This is a genomic window from Bacteroidales bacterium, assembly GCA_014860585.1.
Lineage (GTDB): Bacteria > Bacteroidota > Bacteroidia > Bacteroidales > 4484-276 > RZYY01.
This window is the reverse complement of sequence record JACZJL010000018.1, coordinates 1-17,792: the sequence shown is the minus strand read 5'-3', so window position 1 is coordinate 17,792 and position 17,792 is coordinate 1. Positions and strand designations below refer to the sequence as shown.

Below are 17,792 nucleotides of genomic sequence, written 5' to 3'. Positions count from 1 at the left end.
TTTTTTTCTTTGAATGAATATTCAGACATGATCTAACGGATGAAAGATAATTTATCCCGCTCATCAAATTCGATACGTTCACTATCTTACCACAAAAATCACCTCCTATGATTAAACCTATCCAATTACTTGAGAAGTATTTCAAACCCGGAAGTGAAGCACTCTATGTAGTTACCCTTCATTCAAGTGCAGTAAAAGAACTTTCGCTCAAAATTGCACAAAAGAATCCTCAGTTTAATGTGAACACCAAACTTCTCGAACAGGCTGCGATGCTTCACGACATCGGTATTGTGAAAACCAACGCTCCCGATCTTGGCTGTTTTGGTGAATTTCCCTACATCTGTCATGGCTATTTAGGCCGGGAGATCTTAGAAGCAGAAGGATTACACGACATAGCTCCTTTCTGCGAAAGACACACAGGAACCGGAATTACTGTAGAAGAGATCATTAAACACACCCTGCCGATTCCAAATCGTGAGATGATGCCGGTAACCATCGAGGAAAAAATCCTCTGCTACGCCGACAAGTTTTTTTCGAAATCAGGAAAAAACCTGACCCATCCGAAAAAACTGAAGAGGATTTACCAAAACCTCATCCGGTATGGTGAGGATAAGATCAGGCGCTTTGATGAATTTATCGGGATGTTTGGGATCTATTATGTTTACGATTGGGTGGAGGAAGATGTTGATATAGAGTTCGGTAAAAGAAGTCCGGAGGTATGATTCAGGCTGCAGCTTAACCACCGAAAATTAATTGATCAGGGCACTATCACGTTCAGCGAAGCCGGAATCACGTGAATATGGAGCCTTTTTCCAACCTTCACGGGTTCGCCGTCAAGGTTGATGGTTTTCTTCTTCTGGCGAATGTCCAGCTCGCGGGCTCGAATTATCTCCACGTAAGGTGTTCTATGGATTTTGCGTGCAACCAGAAATGGCGCCCAAAGTATTGTTTTCCACAAAGCTGTTTTTTTTGCAATACAAACATCAATCATTCCATCATCGATGCTTGCATTAGGTGAAATGGAAGTGTTGTAACCAAACTGGTCAGAGTTGGCAAAACTGATAAAAAGTGCCTCCCGGTAGTACCTTTTACCATCAATGATAAGTTTAAACTTTTTTGGTCGATACCGGAAGTATTCACGGAGAGCCACTTTTGCATAGCCAAAAAATCCACGTTGTGACTGCTGTGCAAATTTTGCCGCCACATGGGCATCGAACCCCACTCCGGCAATGCTTAAAAATACCTGGTCATTGATTTCAACTGTGTCAATCTTTCGTGTTTGGCAAAGGTTTATAATTCTGATGGCTCTGTCGAGGTCGCCTGGTATTTGCAGATGTCTGGCCAATCCGTTACCTGAACCTGAAGGGATTATCCCGAGTGTAACCTCTGTTCCGATCATCGGTCGGGCTGTTTCGTTCACTGTCCCATCGCCTCCCACGGCAACAATAACTTTTACTCCGGTTTTTACAGCTTCTTCGCTTAATTTTGTGGCATGCAAAGGATATTCAGTGTAGCTCACGCGATAATCGAATTTTTGTAAATCGAGCTTTTTCTCTAATTGATATTCGATCTGTTTCTTTCGCCCAACACCCGAAAAGGGATTGACAATGAAGAGGATAGGGATTTTATTGACAACTTGTTCCATTATTCTGCAGTCATCCTGTTTAACTTCAACCGGGTATAATATTGCTGAATGTACGCTTTTAGCAGGCGTTCCATAGTATTCACCTTTTCTGATTCGGTGAAAAGCAGGTTATTTTTCATAAAAATATCCTCGTTTACATTGTAAAGTGCCAGGCTTTCTACTCCATCAAACTCAAGTACATAATCTTCCTGAATGATCTGGTAAATACCATTCAAATGAGTCACTGCAAATGATTGTTGACTTTCGTCGAAAAGGTTTTGGCCAAAAGAAATGAAAGGGGCATCAAAATTAAGCAAACTCAATAACGAGGGCATAATGTCCACCTGGCTGGTTACTTTGTTGATTGTTGCAGGAAGGTTTTTATTTGGGTCAAAAAAGAGAATTGGAATCCTGAACATACCGAAACGCGTTTTATATTCCGGCAGGTCAGCTTCAGAGGTGTGATCGGCTGTGATCACAAATAATGTATTTTTGAACCAGGGCATTTTTGAAGCGGTTTTAAAAAAGCGCCTTAAGGCAAAATCGGAGTACATGATGGCCTCCTGTATTTCAAGGTTTCCTTTCATAAATTTACCGGTATGCTCTTGAGGAATAGTGTAGGGATGATGAGCAGACAATGAAAACAAAACGGACAGGAAAGGTTGTGGGGTCTTCGCAAGATGGCGTGCGAAATATTGAAAAAATGGTTCGTCAAAGATTCCCCACCTGCCATCAAAATCGTCATCGTTGTTGTATTCTTCCCTGCCGAAATAATTATCAAAACCGACAAGATCTGCAAACCGGTCAAAATCCATCGTGCCATTTGTTCCTCCGTGGTAAAAAGAGGTATGATAACCTTTTTCCCCAAGTAAACTGGCCAGGCTGTTCATCGCATTTCCCGAATAAGGTGAGTTGATAAAACTACGATCCATTAGTCCGGGCAAGGAGGCAACAATAGCCGGTATTCCTTCGATAGATTGTTTGGCGTTGGCAAAACCATTAAAAACCAAACTATGCTGCATCAGTGAATCAAGAAATGGTGTAAAACCCTGGTAATGTTCTAAATGACGATTGAATGCTCCAATGTGCTCACTCGAAAGGCTTTCCATGATAATCAAGACGATGTTTTTTTGTTGAAAGAGTGAATCGTTTCCCAACGTATGCAATTTATCACTATTATGCTCCGGGGAATAGATCTCATCAATTTCGTTTTCATCAAAATGCTGAACGAAATTCACAGATTGCTGGTCAATTGTCTTTATGATGGTAAACGGAGTATTCAGAAGAATGGGTACGTTACGCGACTGGGTATATTTAGCGGCAGTAATCACCTTAATTGGTTTAAGCTGAAACCCACCTCTGATTCCGATGATTGTTACTGCCAATGAAAGGATGAAAGAAATCACCTGCATCTGGTAATATGTGAGTAAACCGTCCGTAAATCTTCTTTTACTGAAAGAAACCATTTTCACCAAAACAATACATACAATGGCCAAAAAAAGTGTAATCAGGAAATAGGGCCAAAAATCCCTGATGAACTGAGGAAGGAGGGTGTCCATGGGCACATCATTTACAACGAAGTCAAAGATGTCTCCTGTCATTCGTTTTTGCGTAAAACGGAAGTAAACGATGTCAGCGAGGTTAAGCGAAATTCCCGCAAGATTCGGAATAAAAAAAAACAGATCGGCAACCGTTCGGTAGACCCTTAAACGTCTGAACGGCAACGGTATGGTCATCATGACGATGAAAACCGTATTGAGGGTAAAAAGTGTGGAAAGGTCGAAACGAATTCCGAAAAAAAAGAGTTTTAACACATCATTGGTGAGAAGGTGCTCAAAGTAATGCAAATTAAAAAAATAAAACATTACCCTGCTCAACCACAGGAACAGGAATGCAATACACAGCCGGTAAACGACAATCGTATAATAATTCCCTCTAATGTACCCTTTGCTCTTTTCGATACCATCCATGAATTTGAATGCAAGCTGATTTGTTGTTAATCCAGAGGGCAAAAATAGACAAAGTAATTGTGTTGAGTGTTAGTGTGTTGAAGTGGTCGTCCGGTTATCAGGTTATTGTGTTTTTCGGAAAAATGCTATGATTGAATCATTTCAATGCATTCATTGCGAACCAAGACATAAGTCCCATGCCGGTTTGGAGTGATTTTTCGTCCACATTAAATGTAGCAGAATGCAGTCCGGAGACTGTACCTTGCTCAAAGTTGGCTGTTCCAAGGCGATAGAAACAGGATGGCACTTCGTTGGCAAAATAAGAAAAATCTTCAGCGGTCATGCGCAGCGGGAGCTCTACAACATTTTCCGGCCCCAGGTAGTCAACAGCCCAATCCCATGCTTTTGCAGTGATTTCAGGATCATTGTAGACAAAAGGATAACCAGCATGTACCTGAACCTCGCAACTGCCTCCCATGCCTTCAGCGATTGACCTTGCCATTAGTGTAATTCTTTGATGGACTTCCTTTCTCCAGCGCTCATCAAAAGTCCTGATGGTTCCTGCAAGGGTCACTTCATCAGGAATAATATTGGTTTGCCCATTTCCTATAATCCGGCCGAAAGAAAGGACTGTCGGGATTTCAGGGGAGGCATTGCGGCTAACTATCTGTTGGAGTGCAACGATGATGTGTGCAGCAATCAGCACGGGGTCAACATTCTTCCATGGATTGGCTGCATGGCCACCTTTCCCTTTCACCGTCAAATGAATTTCATCGGTGGAGGCCATATATTTCCCGCTTTTAATGCCAATTTTTCCAACTTCAAGTTCAGGATAGACATGTTGCCCGAAAACATGCGCCGGACGTGGATTTTCCATTACCCCCTCTCCTATCATCATCGTAGCGCCACCAGGGTAATTTTCCTCTGATGGCTGAAAGAAAAGCTTAACCGTTCCTTCAAATTGATTGCTGAGTTCATGAAGGATCTTTGCCACTCCCAGCAGAGAAGCCGTATGGACATCATGTCCGCAGGCATGCATCACTCCGGGGTGCTGAGATTTGTAATCCACGTCATTCAATTCCTGTATGGGTAATGCATCCATATCCGCCCTCAGGGCAATGGTCTTTTTCCCCGGATTTCGTCCTTCGATCAAAGCCATGATCCCTGTTGTGGCCACAACCTGAAAATTCCTGATCCCAAAAGAAGCCAACTGTTTTACCACAAACTTCGATGTTCTGAATTCCTGCATCGAAAGCTCAGGGTAACGGTGCAATTCCCGTCTGAAAGAAATCACCTCCTCCAGAAAGTCTGTACTGAGTTTCTGAATCCTGCTTTTTATATCTTCCATGATTGGTTAAAATTATTGAGCAAACATACACAAAATAATTTCTTGCCTGAACATATGGAGCTAAGTCCTTATCATTTAGATTTTTGTTAAATAATTAAAAAATATTATTTTAGTATTTTAATACTGTTTAGCTTTGTGATGAAATTAATGGCTCCTTAGTTTATTTACAGAATCTGAACATCATTATTTGCTAAGATTTCGCAGAGACAATGGGTCATTTTTTTCGAAAACAAAATCTAAAAACCACAATTCAAACAAATCAGTCAACATGAAAACACTACTTAAATTGCTGAAATGGACCGCTATCGTGCTGATTCTGATCGTTGCCGGGTTCTACAGCTTTGTTCAACTTTCGTGGGACAAAAAATATGAAGCCCCTTATCCCAACATCAAGGCGAGCATAGATTCTGCGGTGATTGCACGAGGCGAGTACCTTGTTTACGGTCCATCACATTGCGCCACCTGTCATGTTCCACCTGATAAAATGCTGGCTGTGGACAATGGTTTAAAAATGCCACTCATCGGTGGTTGGGAAGAAAGCTTTCCAGGTTTTGGCGTTTTTAGGGCGCCAAACCTGACCCCATGTCCTGAAACCGGCATAGGACAACTGACTGATGCTGAGATTACCAGAAGCATCAGGCACATGGTAAAAAGTGACGGAACGACACTATTCCCATTTATGGAATACCAGGGAATGAGTGATGAAGACCTTACTGCCATCATTTCTTTCCTGCGCAGCCAGGAGCCGGTTTACAACCAGGTTGATCGCAGTGATTTGGGGTTTGTTGCAAAGGCACTATCTGCGTTTGGGGTGATCAGCCCCAGGGGGCCAAAAACCGCTCCGCCAACGAATGTACCTACTGATGATGTGCTGGAATATGGCAGGTACATTGCTCAGGACATTAGTAACTGTAAAGGTTGTCATATTCAAATGGATGATTTTGGCAACCAGCAGGGACCTGATTATGCCGGTGGATTTTTATTTCCTCCCAATGCTTTTTCTGAAGGATATGCTTATGTGTCACCAAATTTAACCCCTCACCCAACCACCGGAGTAATGACTAACTGGACAGAAGAACAATTCATTAACCGTTTTAAACACGGTAGAATTCACAAAGGCAGCCCAATGCCATGGGGTTCCTATTCGAGAATGCATGACGATGATCTCAAAGCACTTTATAGTTATCTGCAATCGTTGGAACCTGCTGAGCATAAAATTGAGAAAACCGTTTATACTCCCGGGGAAGAATTACCAAAGCCTTAACCCAACCAGCGTTAACAGTTGGATGTGCGTCGGTTTTGAGTTGTCGCTTTAAACAAAGATTAGATGCAGGTTTATGCTGATTGCATACTGTGTAAATATTTGCTGCAAAGCTAATCCGAACAGGCTTTTATTGTATGATCAGTTTTTCTGTGTAGGTGGTTTGTTCAGTCCTTACAGTGATGATATAGATTCCTTTACTGAAAGCTATGGTATTGATTTGCAGGTTATCCTTATCGGCCATTTGATTGTAAACCAGCTTTCCCAATATCGCTTGTATTGTAATTTCTTTAATGCCAGTGGCAGCGATATGTAACAGGTCTCTGGCTGGATTCGGGTAGACCTTGATCTCCGTTTCATCTGCAGTTTCGGCAACTGAAACAGGAATGCATACCATCTCCTCTGAAACTACAGTGCAATCGTCGTAATGTGCTGCAACTTTGTAGCAAGCCAGATAGTAGGGTAAAATAGTATCGGTGTAGGAAAACTCCTGGATTAGCGTGGCGATCAGGGTATCATCTCTAATAATATCAAATCCCAGCAATTCGCCGCTCTTCTCATGCCGGGTTGTTGCCCTGCCCTTCAAGCCATCAGTCGAGCGGGTGATTTGCTTTAAAGCATTCAATTCCCAGGTTACAGTAGCAAACGTTGTGTCGCCATAAATGATGGATAAGTCCAGATTTTCCGGAAAAGGATAAGGACAACCAAGATCGGGAAGCACATAAACCGGAACTTCTACAAGTGGATTTAATGGATCATTGCTGTTGAAATTAAGTAATCCTTCGCCCCCATAATAATAGTAAGAATTAAAAGTCACCGCAATTGCTGTTGAAGCGCCAGGCGCTATTGTGCCATAGGGCGGTTCAGCGGTAAGCCAATGATTATGATGACATCCAAAATCGGCTTTGAAATCAATACAATTGCCATAAGTGTATGTCTCACACGGACCTGTAACCGGAGTCCAATAGTTTGTTCTTACCCGCATCGCACAGGTTTCGGGAGGGGCATAGGGTGAAGTTGTAATATTAAAAGTGTACGCTGTCCCGGCAAAAGTGCATACAGCATCGTTCAAAACAAGCTCCTCGTTGTTGTTGAATTCAAGGTCATTATCATAATCAATCCAGACGTCGATGTAGGTGTCTGCATAACCAGCTGTTACTGAAAGCACATAAGTTTCGCCAACATATAACTCATGAATCTGATCCATGTAGTTTTGATACCAGGGTGGATTACCGGCACATGGAATGTTGTCAATGTTAATGTATCCGAGATTCCAGCTTGTCAATCCGTCTCCGAGTGAACAACCGGTTGTGTAAAGATTATCCACGCAAAGACCTGGTTCGAGGCAGGTAATTACTTTAGTTTTGCAGTCATTCAGTGGAAATTCGTCGCCATCCATGTTGGTGCAAGCTTCAAATACATAAGTACCGTATGCCGACATGTTAACTGATCCGGCTGTGATTTCAACTTCGGTCCACGGAGCAAGCGTATCGGTGTAAATGCCGCTGATGGAACCACTGCCTTGGCCTGACCAGGTTACTGACCATGGGATATTAGATTGCGCAGGGTAGGAATTATTTCTTACTTTGATTACGATCTGTTCGTTGCCAAGACTAACACCGGAAGTCGGAGAAACGATTGACTGAACGCCAACATCAATACTTGGAGGATAGGAGTATACTCCAACTTCAAGCACCCAGATACACTTGTTCTGTACAAGCCCCACCAGAGAGCATAATCCCAATTCGATACCCATGTGAAAAGCCAGACCTCCGGCTATGTCGCCAGTTGTAACAAGTGACAATAATGGGAACACGTCAAATTCAAGTAAGAACTGGCCGCTTGGCAATGCATACTTGTATAGAATGTTCTGACTTGTTCCTGTACGCTGGCTGTAACCCCAGAGGTAAGGTCCCTGCGGATCAAAAGCCAAACCATAGAAGTTCTCTTCGCCCTGGGTTGGAATGGTGTTCAGAACGACACCCGACTGATTGAATAAGGTTAGTGTGGTTGACCAGTTGTTAGCCCAGAATCCTTCCTCACCATAATCATAAGCGATGGCGCGCACAGCTACAGGCGCTGTGAACTGACCAATCAGCGTGTTAGTGTTGAAGTCCATTATATAAACAGTAGTAGCGGCTGCGCCACCATAAAAATAGGTTCCGTCGTAGGCAAGATCGCGGATAGCGTTTACCGTTCCTACCTGAAAAGCGCCAAGGAAAGTTCCGTCAATATGGTATTTGAAGAAACCGCTGCCGTTCCATTTCGTGGTATAGAAAAAGTTTCCGTCGGTTTCAATGCCGGCTTCGCCTGAAGCATCGCCGCAGGCATATTCAAACTGTAAATCATAATCAGCATCGGAATTGATTACCTCATTTCCAAAATAAGAACCAGGCGCACGTTCGGAATTCGGATCACTTTGAAGAGCAGCGCGCAGGGCATATTGTCCGGCAACAAACTCAGGATCAACAACCACATCGGGGCCGGCGCCCGGCAATTGCATAGCAAAAATGTCAAAGGTTAAAGGTTCCGAACCTTCATTTGTAACCAAAACCGTTTTAGTTAGAATCTGTTGACCACCTGACCAAAAAAACGTAACCTCCATGGGGTCAATCACGATGGATGGTGCGCCCCGCTGAACACTGGTAATTTGCTGTGCCTGCAAGCCTGTCAATGCTATAATCAGTAACATTGGCATCAACAAAAAGAGGGAAATTTTTTTCATAGCTCAATTTTTTTTTTGATTGTTGAAAGGTCATTTCCTTTAAAATCTCGGACAGGAGAAAAAACCTTTTCAATTTCGGTGTAAATTTAATGAATTTTTAAATAATACTGGGATGCGGATTAGATGATTAACAATATTCAAAGACAGCATTGTTTTCTCGCAGATCAACCCTGAAAGGGTGGTATGTTTATTACCATCAGGTCATCGATAGTTCATCAAAACCCTGAAAGGGTGACATTTTGAATTGCTTTAGGGGTAAATCCAACAACAATTGAGATAAAATCAAAGAAATTCAACCCCTTTCAATGGCCTGAAATGCTGTCAATCATTCAAATGAACATTTGTAAGTTGTATAAAGCGATTAAGTAGGATCTTGAGGGTGTTAAATCTGACAAGGTTTGAAAAATGTCACCCCTTCGGGGTTACCGAATCCAGCAGTCATCCAATGGTTAGAATCATTTCATCCCTTCGGGATTGAAAAAAATCCCGTCTCTGCTATCTTGAATATTGGAGAAACAGCCTGAAGGGTAGAGCAGCACTGTTTTCTCGCAGATCAACCCTGAAAGGGTGGTATGATTATAACCATCAACTTATCAATAGTGCATCAAAACCCTGTAAGGGTGACATTTTGAATTAATTTTAGATGAAATCCAACAACAATTGAGATAACATAAATGAAATTCGACCCCATCAATGGCATGATATGCTATCAATCATTCTAATGAAAATTTGTAAGTTGTAAAAGAGTATAGATAGTGGGTTGAATGAACCGTCTTATTGTGCAGTAATCACAGCAATCCTCTTCCGACCATCCATTTTCACCATCAGCGGTTTTTCAAACCGGACATGCCGGAAAAATTTGGTTTTTTGTACCAACTGCTGCCCTTTGAACATGTCGTAATTGATATAGCTTTTCGAGTATTCGGGTTGGATGGAGAAATACCCCACGTTCATGGAAGTGACATTATGGAAAAAGTGCGAACCGGAGGAAGCATCGAGTGGAAATCCTTCAAGACTGGTTTCTGCAATAACTTTCGCTCTGGAAATCTGTGGCCAGTTAACAGGGATACCAATCCACCGGTCGCGCGTACCCCAGCGTCCGGGACCGATCAGGATGTAATTACGCCCTTCCTTCAGCATCTGGCTGTTCAATTTATCAATTTCCTCGGCCATTTCCGGAGTCTTGGATTTATCAAAGGATTCCAGGTCAACATAAATCACATCGGTGAGGTGATCAATCAACCCGTTTCCCATTCCTTTATCAGAGTACAAAATGATTTTTTCCTGGTCAATTTTATCCATATCCACTTCGAAATCGCCGGCATCGCCCAAAAGCGGCTTGATTTGCAGAAGATAAAATGAAGCTTTGAATTCCTTGTCCTTATTTAAGTCTACAGCAAACTCAATCTCAACCGGTGATCCTACAGCCTCCCGGACAATATCAAGAATCACTTCGATGGTCTTTGCCAAAGGTATGTAATTGTATTTAAGAATATTGGCAAAGTTAATGATACGCGGCCCATACTGGTTTAACCCCGGCGAAATTGTATTGTTTTCCGGGTTGTAAACCGAAGCACTATGACGAAGAGCGCCATGGCGTTCAGCTTCGTCAATGTCCAGTTTTATCAATCCGGCAGTATCTCCTTCGAGCAGATCAATATCCTTCTTTTTCAAATCAACCGCAAAAAAGTCGAGTTGCGAGTTTTTAAACTGATCTTTTGGCGAATTGATCTCTACGTTGGGGTATTTCGGCGAAAAACGATAGGCTTTCTCCCCTTCGACCACATGTTTTCCCAATCCGACGGCAATTACAGCAAAACCTTCTTCCGGCTTCATGTGTGAAAATGGATAGAAATTGTAGGATTGAGCCACACCGCTTATATGAGGATAAAAAACATCACCATATTGATTACCAACCGCTTCCTGTATTACAACAGCCATCTTCTCCTCTTCTATCTTGTAATTCACCGCCCTGATATAATCGCGTGCTGTTTTGGTGAATACCGATGCAAACACGAGTTTGATGGCATCAGCGGCCTGTTTCATCCTCACATCAATCTGAGGGTGATTGTTTGGTAAAATGTAGGTTTCAAAAATTCCGGCAAAAGGTTGCATCAATGAGTCCTCAAACATCCCTGAAGAACGTATTGCAATTGGTTTTGTGATCAATTCAAGTACAATACGCAGCTTTTTCAACAGCGTATCGGTCAGGTGGCCTTCGAGGAACATTTTTTTGATCGTAAGATCATCTGCTTCATCGCGGATTTTCTCCCAAAGCTTATTGCGACTCATGAAGTAATCAAATTCTTCGGTGCCAATGACTGATGTTTTTGGAGTTCTTATATTGATGTTGGGGACATGTTGTTCAAAGTCATAATTGTAGATCAACGAATTAACAAATGCGAGGCCCCTGCCTTTCCCTCCAAACGATCCGGGCATGAGGTACACAACATTACTTTCGTCAAGGATGGCACTTTTCTCGAAAGGGATGATCTTACCTTTGTTTTGCTCGTTTCTGAATTTCTGAATGACGCTGATGAGATATTCCCTTAAACCGGCCGGGCTTTTAAAATCAGTTACCTTTCTCGGGTTAATGATCCGGGCAGTTTGTATCTCGCCGCGCGCCATCAGCCATAGCGAGAAGTGGTCGCGCTTGGCATGGTAAAGCAGCGACTCGTCCGGTATGGTGTGAAGGTAACGTTCAAACTCCTTGAGGGACTTGGCCACAGCAATTTGCGATCCTTTTATATCCCGGTAAATAAAATTCCCAAATCCGAGAAAATGGGTGATGAAACTTCGCAGGTCCTGCTCCAGTGTTTCAGAGTTTTTATTGATAAAACTGGCCTGGAGTTTATAAGCTACGTTGCTATTGACCTCATCTGAGGATTGCACTACGATAGGCAAGTCCTTTCGCTGCGCCCTGATGAGGCCAGCCAGCTTAAAACCGGCGTCTTCATCCATCTTCCCGTCATGTCTGAATTTCACATCAGTGATCAGGCAAAGCAGGTAATCCTTGTAATTATTAAATATGGCCAATGCTTCCTCGTAAGAATTAGCCAGGAGGATTTTTGGTCTGGCGCGCATCCGTAACAGCTTGTATAACTCGTCAGTCGAAACATCATCTATGATCCGCTTGGTTTGCGCCATAACTATATTGTAGAGTATCGGCAAATAGCGCGAATAATATTTCGGAGCATCTTCTACAAGCAGGATCACCCTGACTAACCCGACCCTGGTGTCATTGTCGAGGTTAATTTTATCTTCAAGGTGCTTTACCATGGCAAAGAAGATATTTGAATTGCCATTCCATGCAAAGATTTTATCAATACAGGCTTTTTCCTCCCTGATGTTTTCAAAATATTCAAGGTCACGATTATTATTCAGCAACAGGTAAATGGGAATATATGGGAATTCTTTCTTAATCACATCGCTCGTTTGTACGGGGAATTTTGGATCAGTTCCCACCATAAAGATTACCATATCAAAATGCCTGGCATGGAGCTTTTCCATCACTTCATCAATGCTCGAAACTCCTGTAATCCGTGGTACAGAGCTCAAATTAAGCTGGTTGTATTCGTCGAGTACATGTTCTGAAAACCTGCCTTCCTTTTCGATACTGTATGCATCATAGAGATTGGCTACAAGCAGGATTTCTTTAACTTTGAACATCATTAGGTCGTGATAAACATCACGGGCATAGTTATTTTTATTGAGAAATGTCTGTAAAAGATGTCTTCCGGGTGTTGGGATTTCCGGTTTTTGCCTGGAGGACTTGTCTTTTTGAGATGTTTTTTCGATGATCATTCTCCCCCTGACGCTGTTGATATGCCCGGTAATCATAGCTGCCAGGTTTTCGATGAGGTGTCTTTCCTCCTTTAGAAAAGGCCCTTCGTCCATTTTCGGAAATGATTGCGTGTAGTACACCTCAATTACCCCATCGGTAGCATCAATCGTTTCGAAGGATTGCTTCATTGCCCAGTTGGTTTCTTTGAAATCCTGGGTGATAAACTGTTTGTTACCCCACCTGATCCTGGCTACCGCAAATTCCGGGTATTGCCAGGCGCGCGGCAGGATCAGGCAAATTTGTTGTAAGGTTTCGTCGATATCTTTCCCTTGACGGAGTATGGCTGTGGTCTGATTGATACATGCCAATTCTTTGAGGCGTTCCCTTGTTTGCCAGGTCGATTCGCGGCCTTTGATGCTGTTGAGGTACCCCTGAATGAGGACAGCAATGTTGTTTATCAAATTCCGCTCTTCCTTCAAAAATGGTCCTTCATAGGATGCCGGGTATTTTTTCAGGTAAAAAATCTCCACTGAACCTTTCTTATAATCAAGGGTTTCAAAAATCTGTTTCTGAACCCAAATTGACTCCTCGAAGTATGGACTTAGAAATTTGTGGTCATCAAAAATAATGCGGGCAACAGTGTGTTCCGGAAATTGCCAGCCTTCTGGCAATATGGCAACAATTTTCTGCAATGCTTCCTCGCAGGAAATACCCTCTTCTTTAAGAATTTCGCGTGTTTTGTTTATTGTTTCAAGTTCCTTTAGCCGTTCACGGTTTTCAAAACTTAGTCGTTCGAGTTCATCCGGAGTTAAAACTTTTTTTTCCATAAAATTATGGGTTATTTAATCAGAGAAAATGACCATAAAGGAAATAATTTTTCTGCAAATCGCATTTTGGTAACAATTCGCAAATTGGTTTTTTATTCACCCTTCTCATTCCTAAAACCTTATCAAAATTTCTCATATCAATTGGCGATCTTTCCTGAAGTTAATCCTTGGATTAGAAACCAACAGCTGGTTCAGTTCGTTTTCGAGCCATAATGTTTGCCTTCGGAGAAATTTATGACCCGCTGCTTGAATGTCTTCATATTAAGCCAAAGATAAACAGAGTAAAATCACTCTTTGCAAGACAGATTAAATTCATCAGGTTAAAATTATATGCCCGGAATTTTAGTAATTTCGCTGCCAATTTATCAAACTATAGACTGACAAGAAGGGCATGAACAAGATTAATGTTGTTGTCATTGATGAGCATCCGGTGATCAAATCGGCATTTCTATCACTGCTTTCAGATGCAGAGGACGTTGAAGTGATTGACTCGATGAGCAATGTCGAAGTTTTTCTGGAAAAAATGACGCATCTTCCCGCAACCTTTGTTCATGTATTAATTTACAATGTATACTCTCCCAACGATCTTGAGATCGAAAACATCCGGCGGATAAGAAAAACATATGGCAGAATCCCGATTCTGATTATAGCCATGTATTTTAATGAGTTATTCATTTTAAAGTCGATCAAGGCAGGGGCAAAAGGGTTACTCTCCGACCGAACTTCCCGCGACGAAATTGTGCAAGCTATTTACACGCTTCGCAATGGTTATGAATATCTTGGGAAGACGGTCACAGGCATCATTCTCAACAGTTATTTAAACCGGTCCGGGTTAAATGGAAATACACAGGAAGATATGTCGCAACTATCAGCCAGGGAGATAGAAGTGCTGAAATTATTTTGTGAAGGAATGCCTAACCAGGAAATTGCCGACAAACTATACATCTCGATTCGTACCGTGGAGTCACACAAAACCAACATCATGAAGAAGATCAACCTTCGAAGTACAGTTGATCTGGTCAAGTTTGCCATCCGCAATAACCTGATTGAAGTTTGATCTTTTTTTTTACACCAAAGCAAATTCAATTCCCATTTTTTAAAAAATCAATTGAAATAAATAATTGATAATTAATTATTTAAGTATAATTGATTGATGGTAAAGTAATTGGTAGCATTGTTGAAAACTTTTGTTTTTTTACACTGAAATGAATTGATCCTACAACTACTTTTGCCCCTAAATGTGAAATCCGAATTATTAACTTAAAATTATAAAAATCATGATCAGATCTTTACTGTTTATGTCATTGGTTTGTGCTTACCTCACATCAGGATACAACCTTAATGCACAATCTTTGAACAGGTTGACTCCTTCAGCCATTCTTCCAGAGCTCACGGTGGATCCGAATACCGAGATTGTAGTGCCGGTTACAGTCAATAACATGGCTGCGCTTCAAACCTTATCGGTCAGTTTTACCTATGATCCAGCCATCCTTACTTATGTTAATTTTTCATTCAGTGGAGGGGTGTTAACCAGTTCGCTTTACAACAGGCAGGTAAATCAAATTGGAAATAATAAAATTCAATTTGTTTTTACCGCCAAAAGCCCTCTCTTCATGTACACAGGAAGTGGAGTTGTTGGTTCAATTATTTATCAAACCGGTCTTTTTGGTACTTCACCGTTAATCTTTGCAGAGTTTCTGGTTAATGGAACCACTTATTTGTCAAACACGATCAATGGTGAGGTAATCATTACGGACTGTTTAAATGCATTTGCTGATGCCGGGCAGGATGCATCCATTTTAGCCGGACAACTTTTCCTGCTACAGCCATCTGCATCCAATTACTCAGGAGTACAATGGGAAACACAAGGTGATGGGTTTTTCAATAATCCGGCCATTCTTCAGCCCTTTTACACCCCAGGCCCTCAGGATATTGCAAATGGTAGTGTAAATCTCTGTCTTACAGCTTATGGTATTGCCCCTTGCATTGACGATACCGATTGTATGGTGTTGACCATAGTTCAGGCAGCACCTCCCCAGGCGGTTTTACCGGTACTTTTTGCCGATCCGGGGACTTTAGTTTCGGTTCCCGTAAATGCAAATTTATTGCAACAGGTGACCAGTCTTACTGTTACTTTTAGCTATGACCCGACTGTACTCACCTATACAAATTTTAATTTTACCGGTGGAGTCCTGACACCAGGATTGTATAACAGGCAGTTTAATCAATTATCACCCAATCTCGTGCAATTTATCTTTACGGCTAAGAGTCCGCTTTTTACTTTTTCAGGTAGCGGAAAAATTGGTACTGTAGAATTTACAGCAGGAAATTTTGGTACAAGCCCACTGGTTTTTACCCAGTTTAGTGTTAATGGTTCAAGTTATCTCAACAACGTAATCAATGGCCATGTCTTTATTTCGGACTGTCTGAATGCAACTGCTAATGCTGGCAGTAACGCAACTATCTGTGAAGATGAAACATATACCCTTGGTGGTTCAGCTTCAAATTACCAATCATTGAAATGGATAAGCGAAGGGGATGGAAATTTTTCAAGTACAACTATTCTTAACCCTATTTATACACCAGGATCAGGCGATATTATCAACGGCGGCGTTGAGCTTTGCCTTGTCGCATACACCGGAGCTCCCTGTCTGAATGACACTTCCTGTATGTTTTTAACTATTTCGGCATTGCCGGTTGTAACGTTGGAGGCTTTCCCCGAATATTGTGAAGGTGATGAAGCTTTTACGCTCTCCGGTGGATTGCCTGAAGGCGGGACTTACTTTGTGGACGGAGTAGAAGCCACCATGTTCGATCCGGTTATGGCCGGAACCTACGAGGTGGTGTATGTTTACACCAATTCATTTGACTGCACCAATTCAGCCACCGGACTCATCGTTGTGAACACTTTGCCTATAGTGACATGTCCTGAAGATTTCAAAGTTTGTATCAATAATTCTCCATTCCAACTCACCGGCGCACTGCCCGAAGGGGGAGTGTATTCAGGAAATGGTGTTGCTGATGGAATCTTCAACGCTGAAATGGCCGGACTTGGAACTCACCTCATCACCTATAATTATTCGGACATGAATGGCTGCGGCGGGAGTTGCAGTTTCAGCATCACTGTCACAGCGCTCCCATCTGTGGATGCAGGTGATGACGCAAGCATCTGCCAGGATGGAAGTTCCTACCAACTTAACGGATCGGTCGAAAACGCCGAAAGTTATTTCTGGTTCACCCTGCTTGGAACCGGTGAATTTGACAACCAGAATGCACTGAACGCAGTTTATACCCCGGGACCTGTAGACTACATTCTTGGCTCTGTGGAACTGTGCTTACAAGCCACTTCTGTTTCTCCATGCAGCGATGATGTGGTGGATTGTATGACGCTTTATTTCTATCCTGAAGTTGTTGTGACCTGCCCGACAAATTTCCCGGTTTGTATCAATGCAGATCCATTCCAACTCACCGGCGCACTGCCCGAAGGGGGAGTGTATTCAGGCAATGGTGTTGCTGATGGAATCTTCAACGCTGAAGTAGCCGGACTTGGAACTCACCTCATCACCTATAATTATTCGGACATAAATGGCTGCGGCGGGAGTTGCAGTTTCAGCATCACTGTCACAGCGCTCCCGTCAGTGGATGCAGGTGATGACGCAAGCATCTGCCAGGATGGAAGTTCCTACCAACTTAACGGATCGGTCGAAAACGCTGAAAGTTATTTCTGGTTCACCCTGCTTGGAATCGGTGAATTTGACAACCAGAATGCACTGAACGCAGTTTACACCCCGGGACCTGTAGACTACATTCTTGGCTCTGTGGAACTTTGCTTACAAGCCACCTCAATTTCTCCATGCAGCGACGATGTGGTGGATTGTATGACGCTTTATTTCTATCCTGAAGTTGTTGTGACCTGCCCGCCAAATTTCCCGGTTTGTATCAATGCAGATCCATTCCAACTCACCGGTGCACTGCCCGAAGGGGGAGTGTATTCAGGAAATGGTGTGGTTGATGGCATCTTCGACGCTGAAGTAGCCGGGCTTGGAACTCACCTCATCACCTATAATTATTCGGACATGAATGGCTGCGGCGGGAGTTGCAGTTTCAGCATCACTGTTACAGCCCTCCCGTCAGTGGATGCAGGTGATGACGCAAGCATCTGCCAGGATGGAAGTTCCTACCAACTTAATGGATCGGTCGAAAACGCTGAAAGTTATTTCTGGTTCACCCTGCTTGGAACCGGTGAATTTGACAACCAGAATGCACTGAACGCA

General features: G+C 42.6%; 9 protein-coding genes. 4 read left to right on the top strand and 5 right to left on the bottom strand.

Annotation, left to right across the window (positions count from 1 at the left end; translation table 11 throughout):
• Window positions 1-107: 107 nt before the first annotated feature.
• Window positions 108-722, top strand: a complete 615-nt coding sequence (locus IH598_01825) for an HD domain-containing protein (protein MBE0637242.1) — start codon at window positions 108-110, stop codon at window positions 720-722.
• A gap of 35 nt (window positions 723-757) precedes the next feature.
• Here the strand turns inward: IH598_01825 and IH598_01820 are convergent, their stop codons facing one another.
• The 3 genes from IH598_01820 to IH598_01810 form a co-directional block, all read right to left on the bottom strand.
• A complete protein-coding gene (locus tag IH598_01820; GenBank protein ID MBE0637241.1) occupies window positions 758-1,645 on the bottom strand; it encodes a diacylglycerol kinase family lipid kinase in 888 nt (295 codons plus the stop codon).
• A complete protein-coding gene (locus tag IH598_01815) occupies window positions 1,645-3,594 on the bottom strand; it encodes a sulfatase-like hydrolase/transferase (GenBank protein MBE0637240.1) in 1,950 nt (649 codons plus the stop codon). Before IH598_01815 ends, IH598_01820 begins: the two co-directional genes overlap by 1 nt.
• Window positions 3,595-3,730: 136 nt before the next feature.
• A complete protein-coding gene (locus IH598_01810; protein MBE0637239.1) occupies window positions 3,731-4,921 on the bottom strand; it encodes an amidohydrolase in 1,191 nt (396 codons plus the stop codon).
• 268 nt (window positions 4,922-5,189) lie between these two features.
• Between IH598_01810 and IH598_01805 the strand changes: the two genes are divergently transcribed.
• Window positions 5,190-6,185 (top strand): c-type cytochrome, encoded by a 996-nt coding sequence (locus tag IH598_01805; GenBank protein ID MBE0637238.1) that lies wholly within the window; start codon window positions 5,190-5,192, stop codon window positions 6,183-6,185.
• Window positions 6,186-6,312: 127 nt separating this feature from the next.
• On the opposite strand, the gene IH598_01800 is transcribed toward IH598_01805, so the two are convergent.
• Window positions 6,313-8,907, bottom strand: coding sequence for a T9SS type A sorting domain-containing protein (locus tag IH598_01800; protein MBE0637237.1), 2,595 nt, complete (start codon window positions 8,905-8,907; stop codon window positions 6,313-6,315).
• Between the two features lie 774 nt (window positions 8,908-9,681).
• Entirely contained in the window at window positions 9,682-12,711 is a 3,030-nt protein-coding gene (locus IH598_01795; protein ID MBE0637236.1) for a pyruvate, phosphate dikinase, read from the bottom strand.
• Between the two features lie 1,198 nt (window positions 12,712-13,909).
• Here IH598_01795 and IH598_01790 point away from each other — a divergent pair.
• Both IH598_01790 and IH598_01785 read left to right on the top strand, forming a co-directional pair.
• Window positions 13,910-14,575, top strand: a complete 666-nt coding sequence (locus IH598_01790) for a response regulator transcription factor (protein ID MBE0637235.1) — start codon at window positions 13,910-13,912, stop codon at window positions 14,573-14,575.
• Between the two features lie 220 nt (window positions 14,576-14,795).
• Window positions 14,796-17,792, top strand: a 2,997-nt coding sequence (locus IH598_01785) for a hypothetical protein (GenBank protein MBE0637234.1), incomplete at its 3' end; no start/stop codon positions are given.

Bases quoted from the DNA above. Each gene is read 5' to 3' on its own strand.
- IH598_01795 (MBE0637236.1), bottom strand. From the start codon at position 12,711: ATGATCATCGAAAAAACATCTCAAAAAGACAAGTCCTCCAGGCAAAAA.
- IH598_01810 (MBE0637239.1), bottom strand. From the start codon at position 4,921: ATGGAAGATATAAAAAGCAGGATTCAGAAACTCAGTACAGACTTTCTG.
- IH598_01825 (MBE0637242.1), top strand. From the start codon at position 108: ATGATTAAACCTATCCAATTACTTGAGAAGTATTTCAAACCCGGAAGT.
- IH598_01820 (MBE0637241.1), bottom strand. From the start codon at position 1,645: ATGGAACAAGTTGTCAATAAAATCCCTATCCTCTTCATTGTCAATCCC.
- IH598_01815 (MBE0637240.1), bottom strand. From the start codon at position 3,594: ATGGATGGTATCGAAAAGAGCAAAGGGTACATTAGAGGGAATTATTAT.
- IH598_01805 (MBE0637238.1), top strand. From the start codon at position 5,190: ATGAAAACACTACTTAAATTGCTGAAATGGACCGCTATCGTGCTGATT.
- IH598_01800 (MBE0637237.1), bottom strand. From the start codon at position 8,907: ATGAAAAAAATTTCCCTCTTTTTGTTGATGCCAATGTTACTGATTATA.
- IH598_01790 (MBE0637235.1), top strand. From the start codon at position 13,910: ATGAACAAGATTAATGTTGTTGTCATTGATGAGCATCCGGTGATCAAA.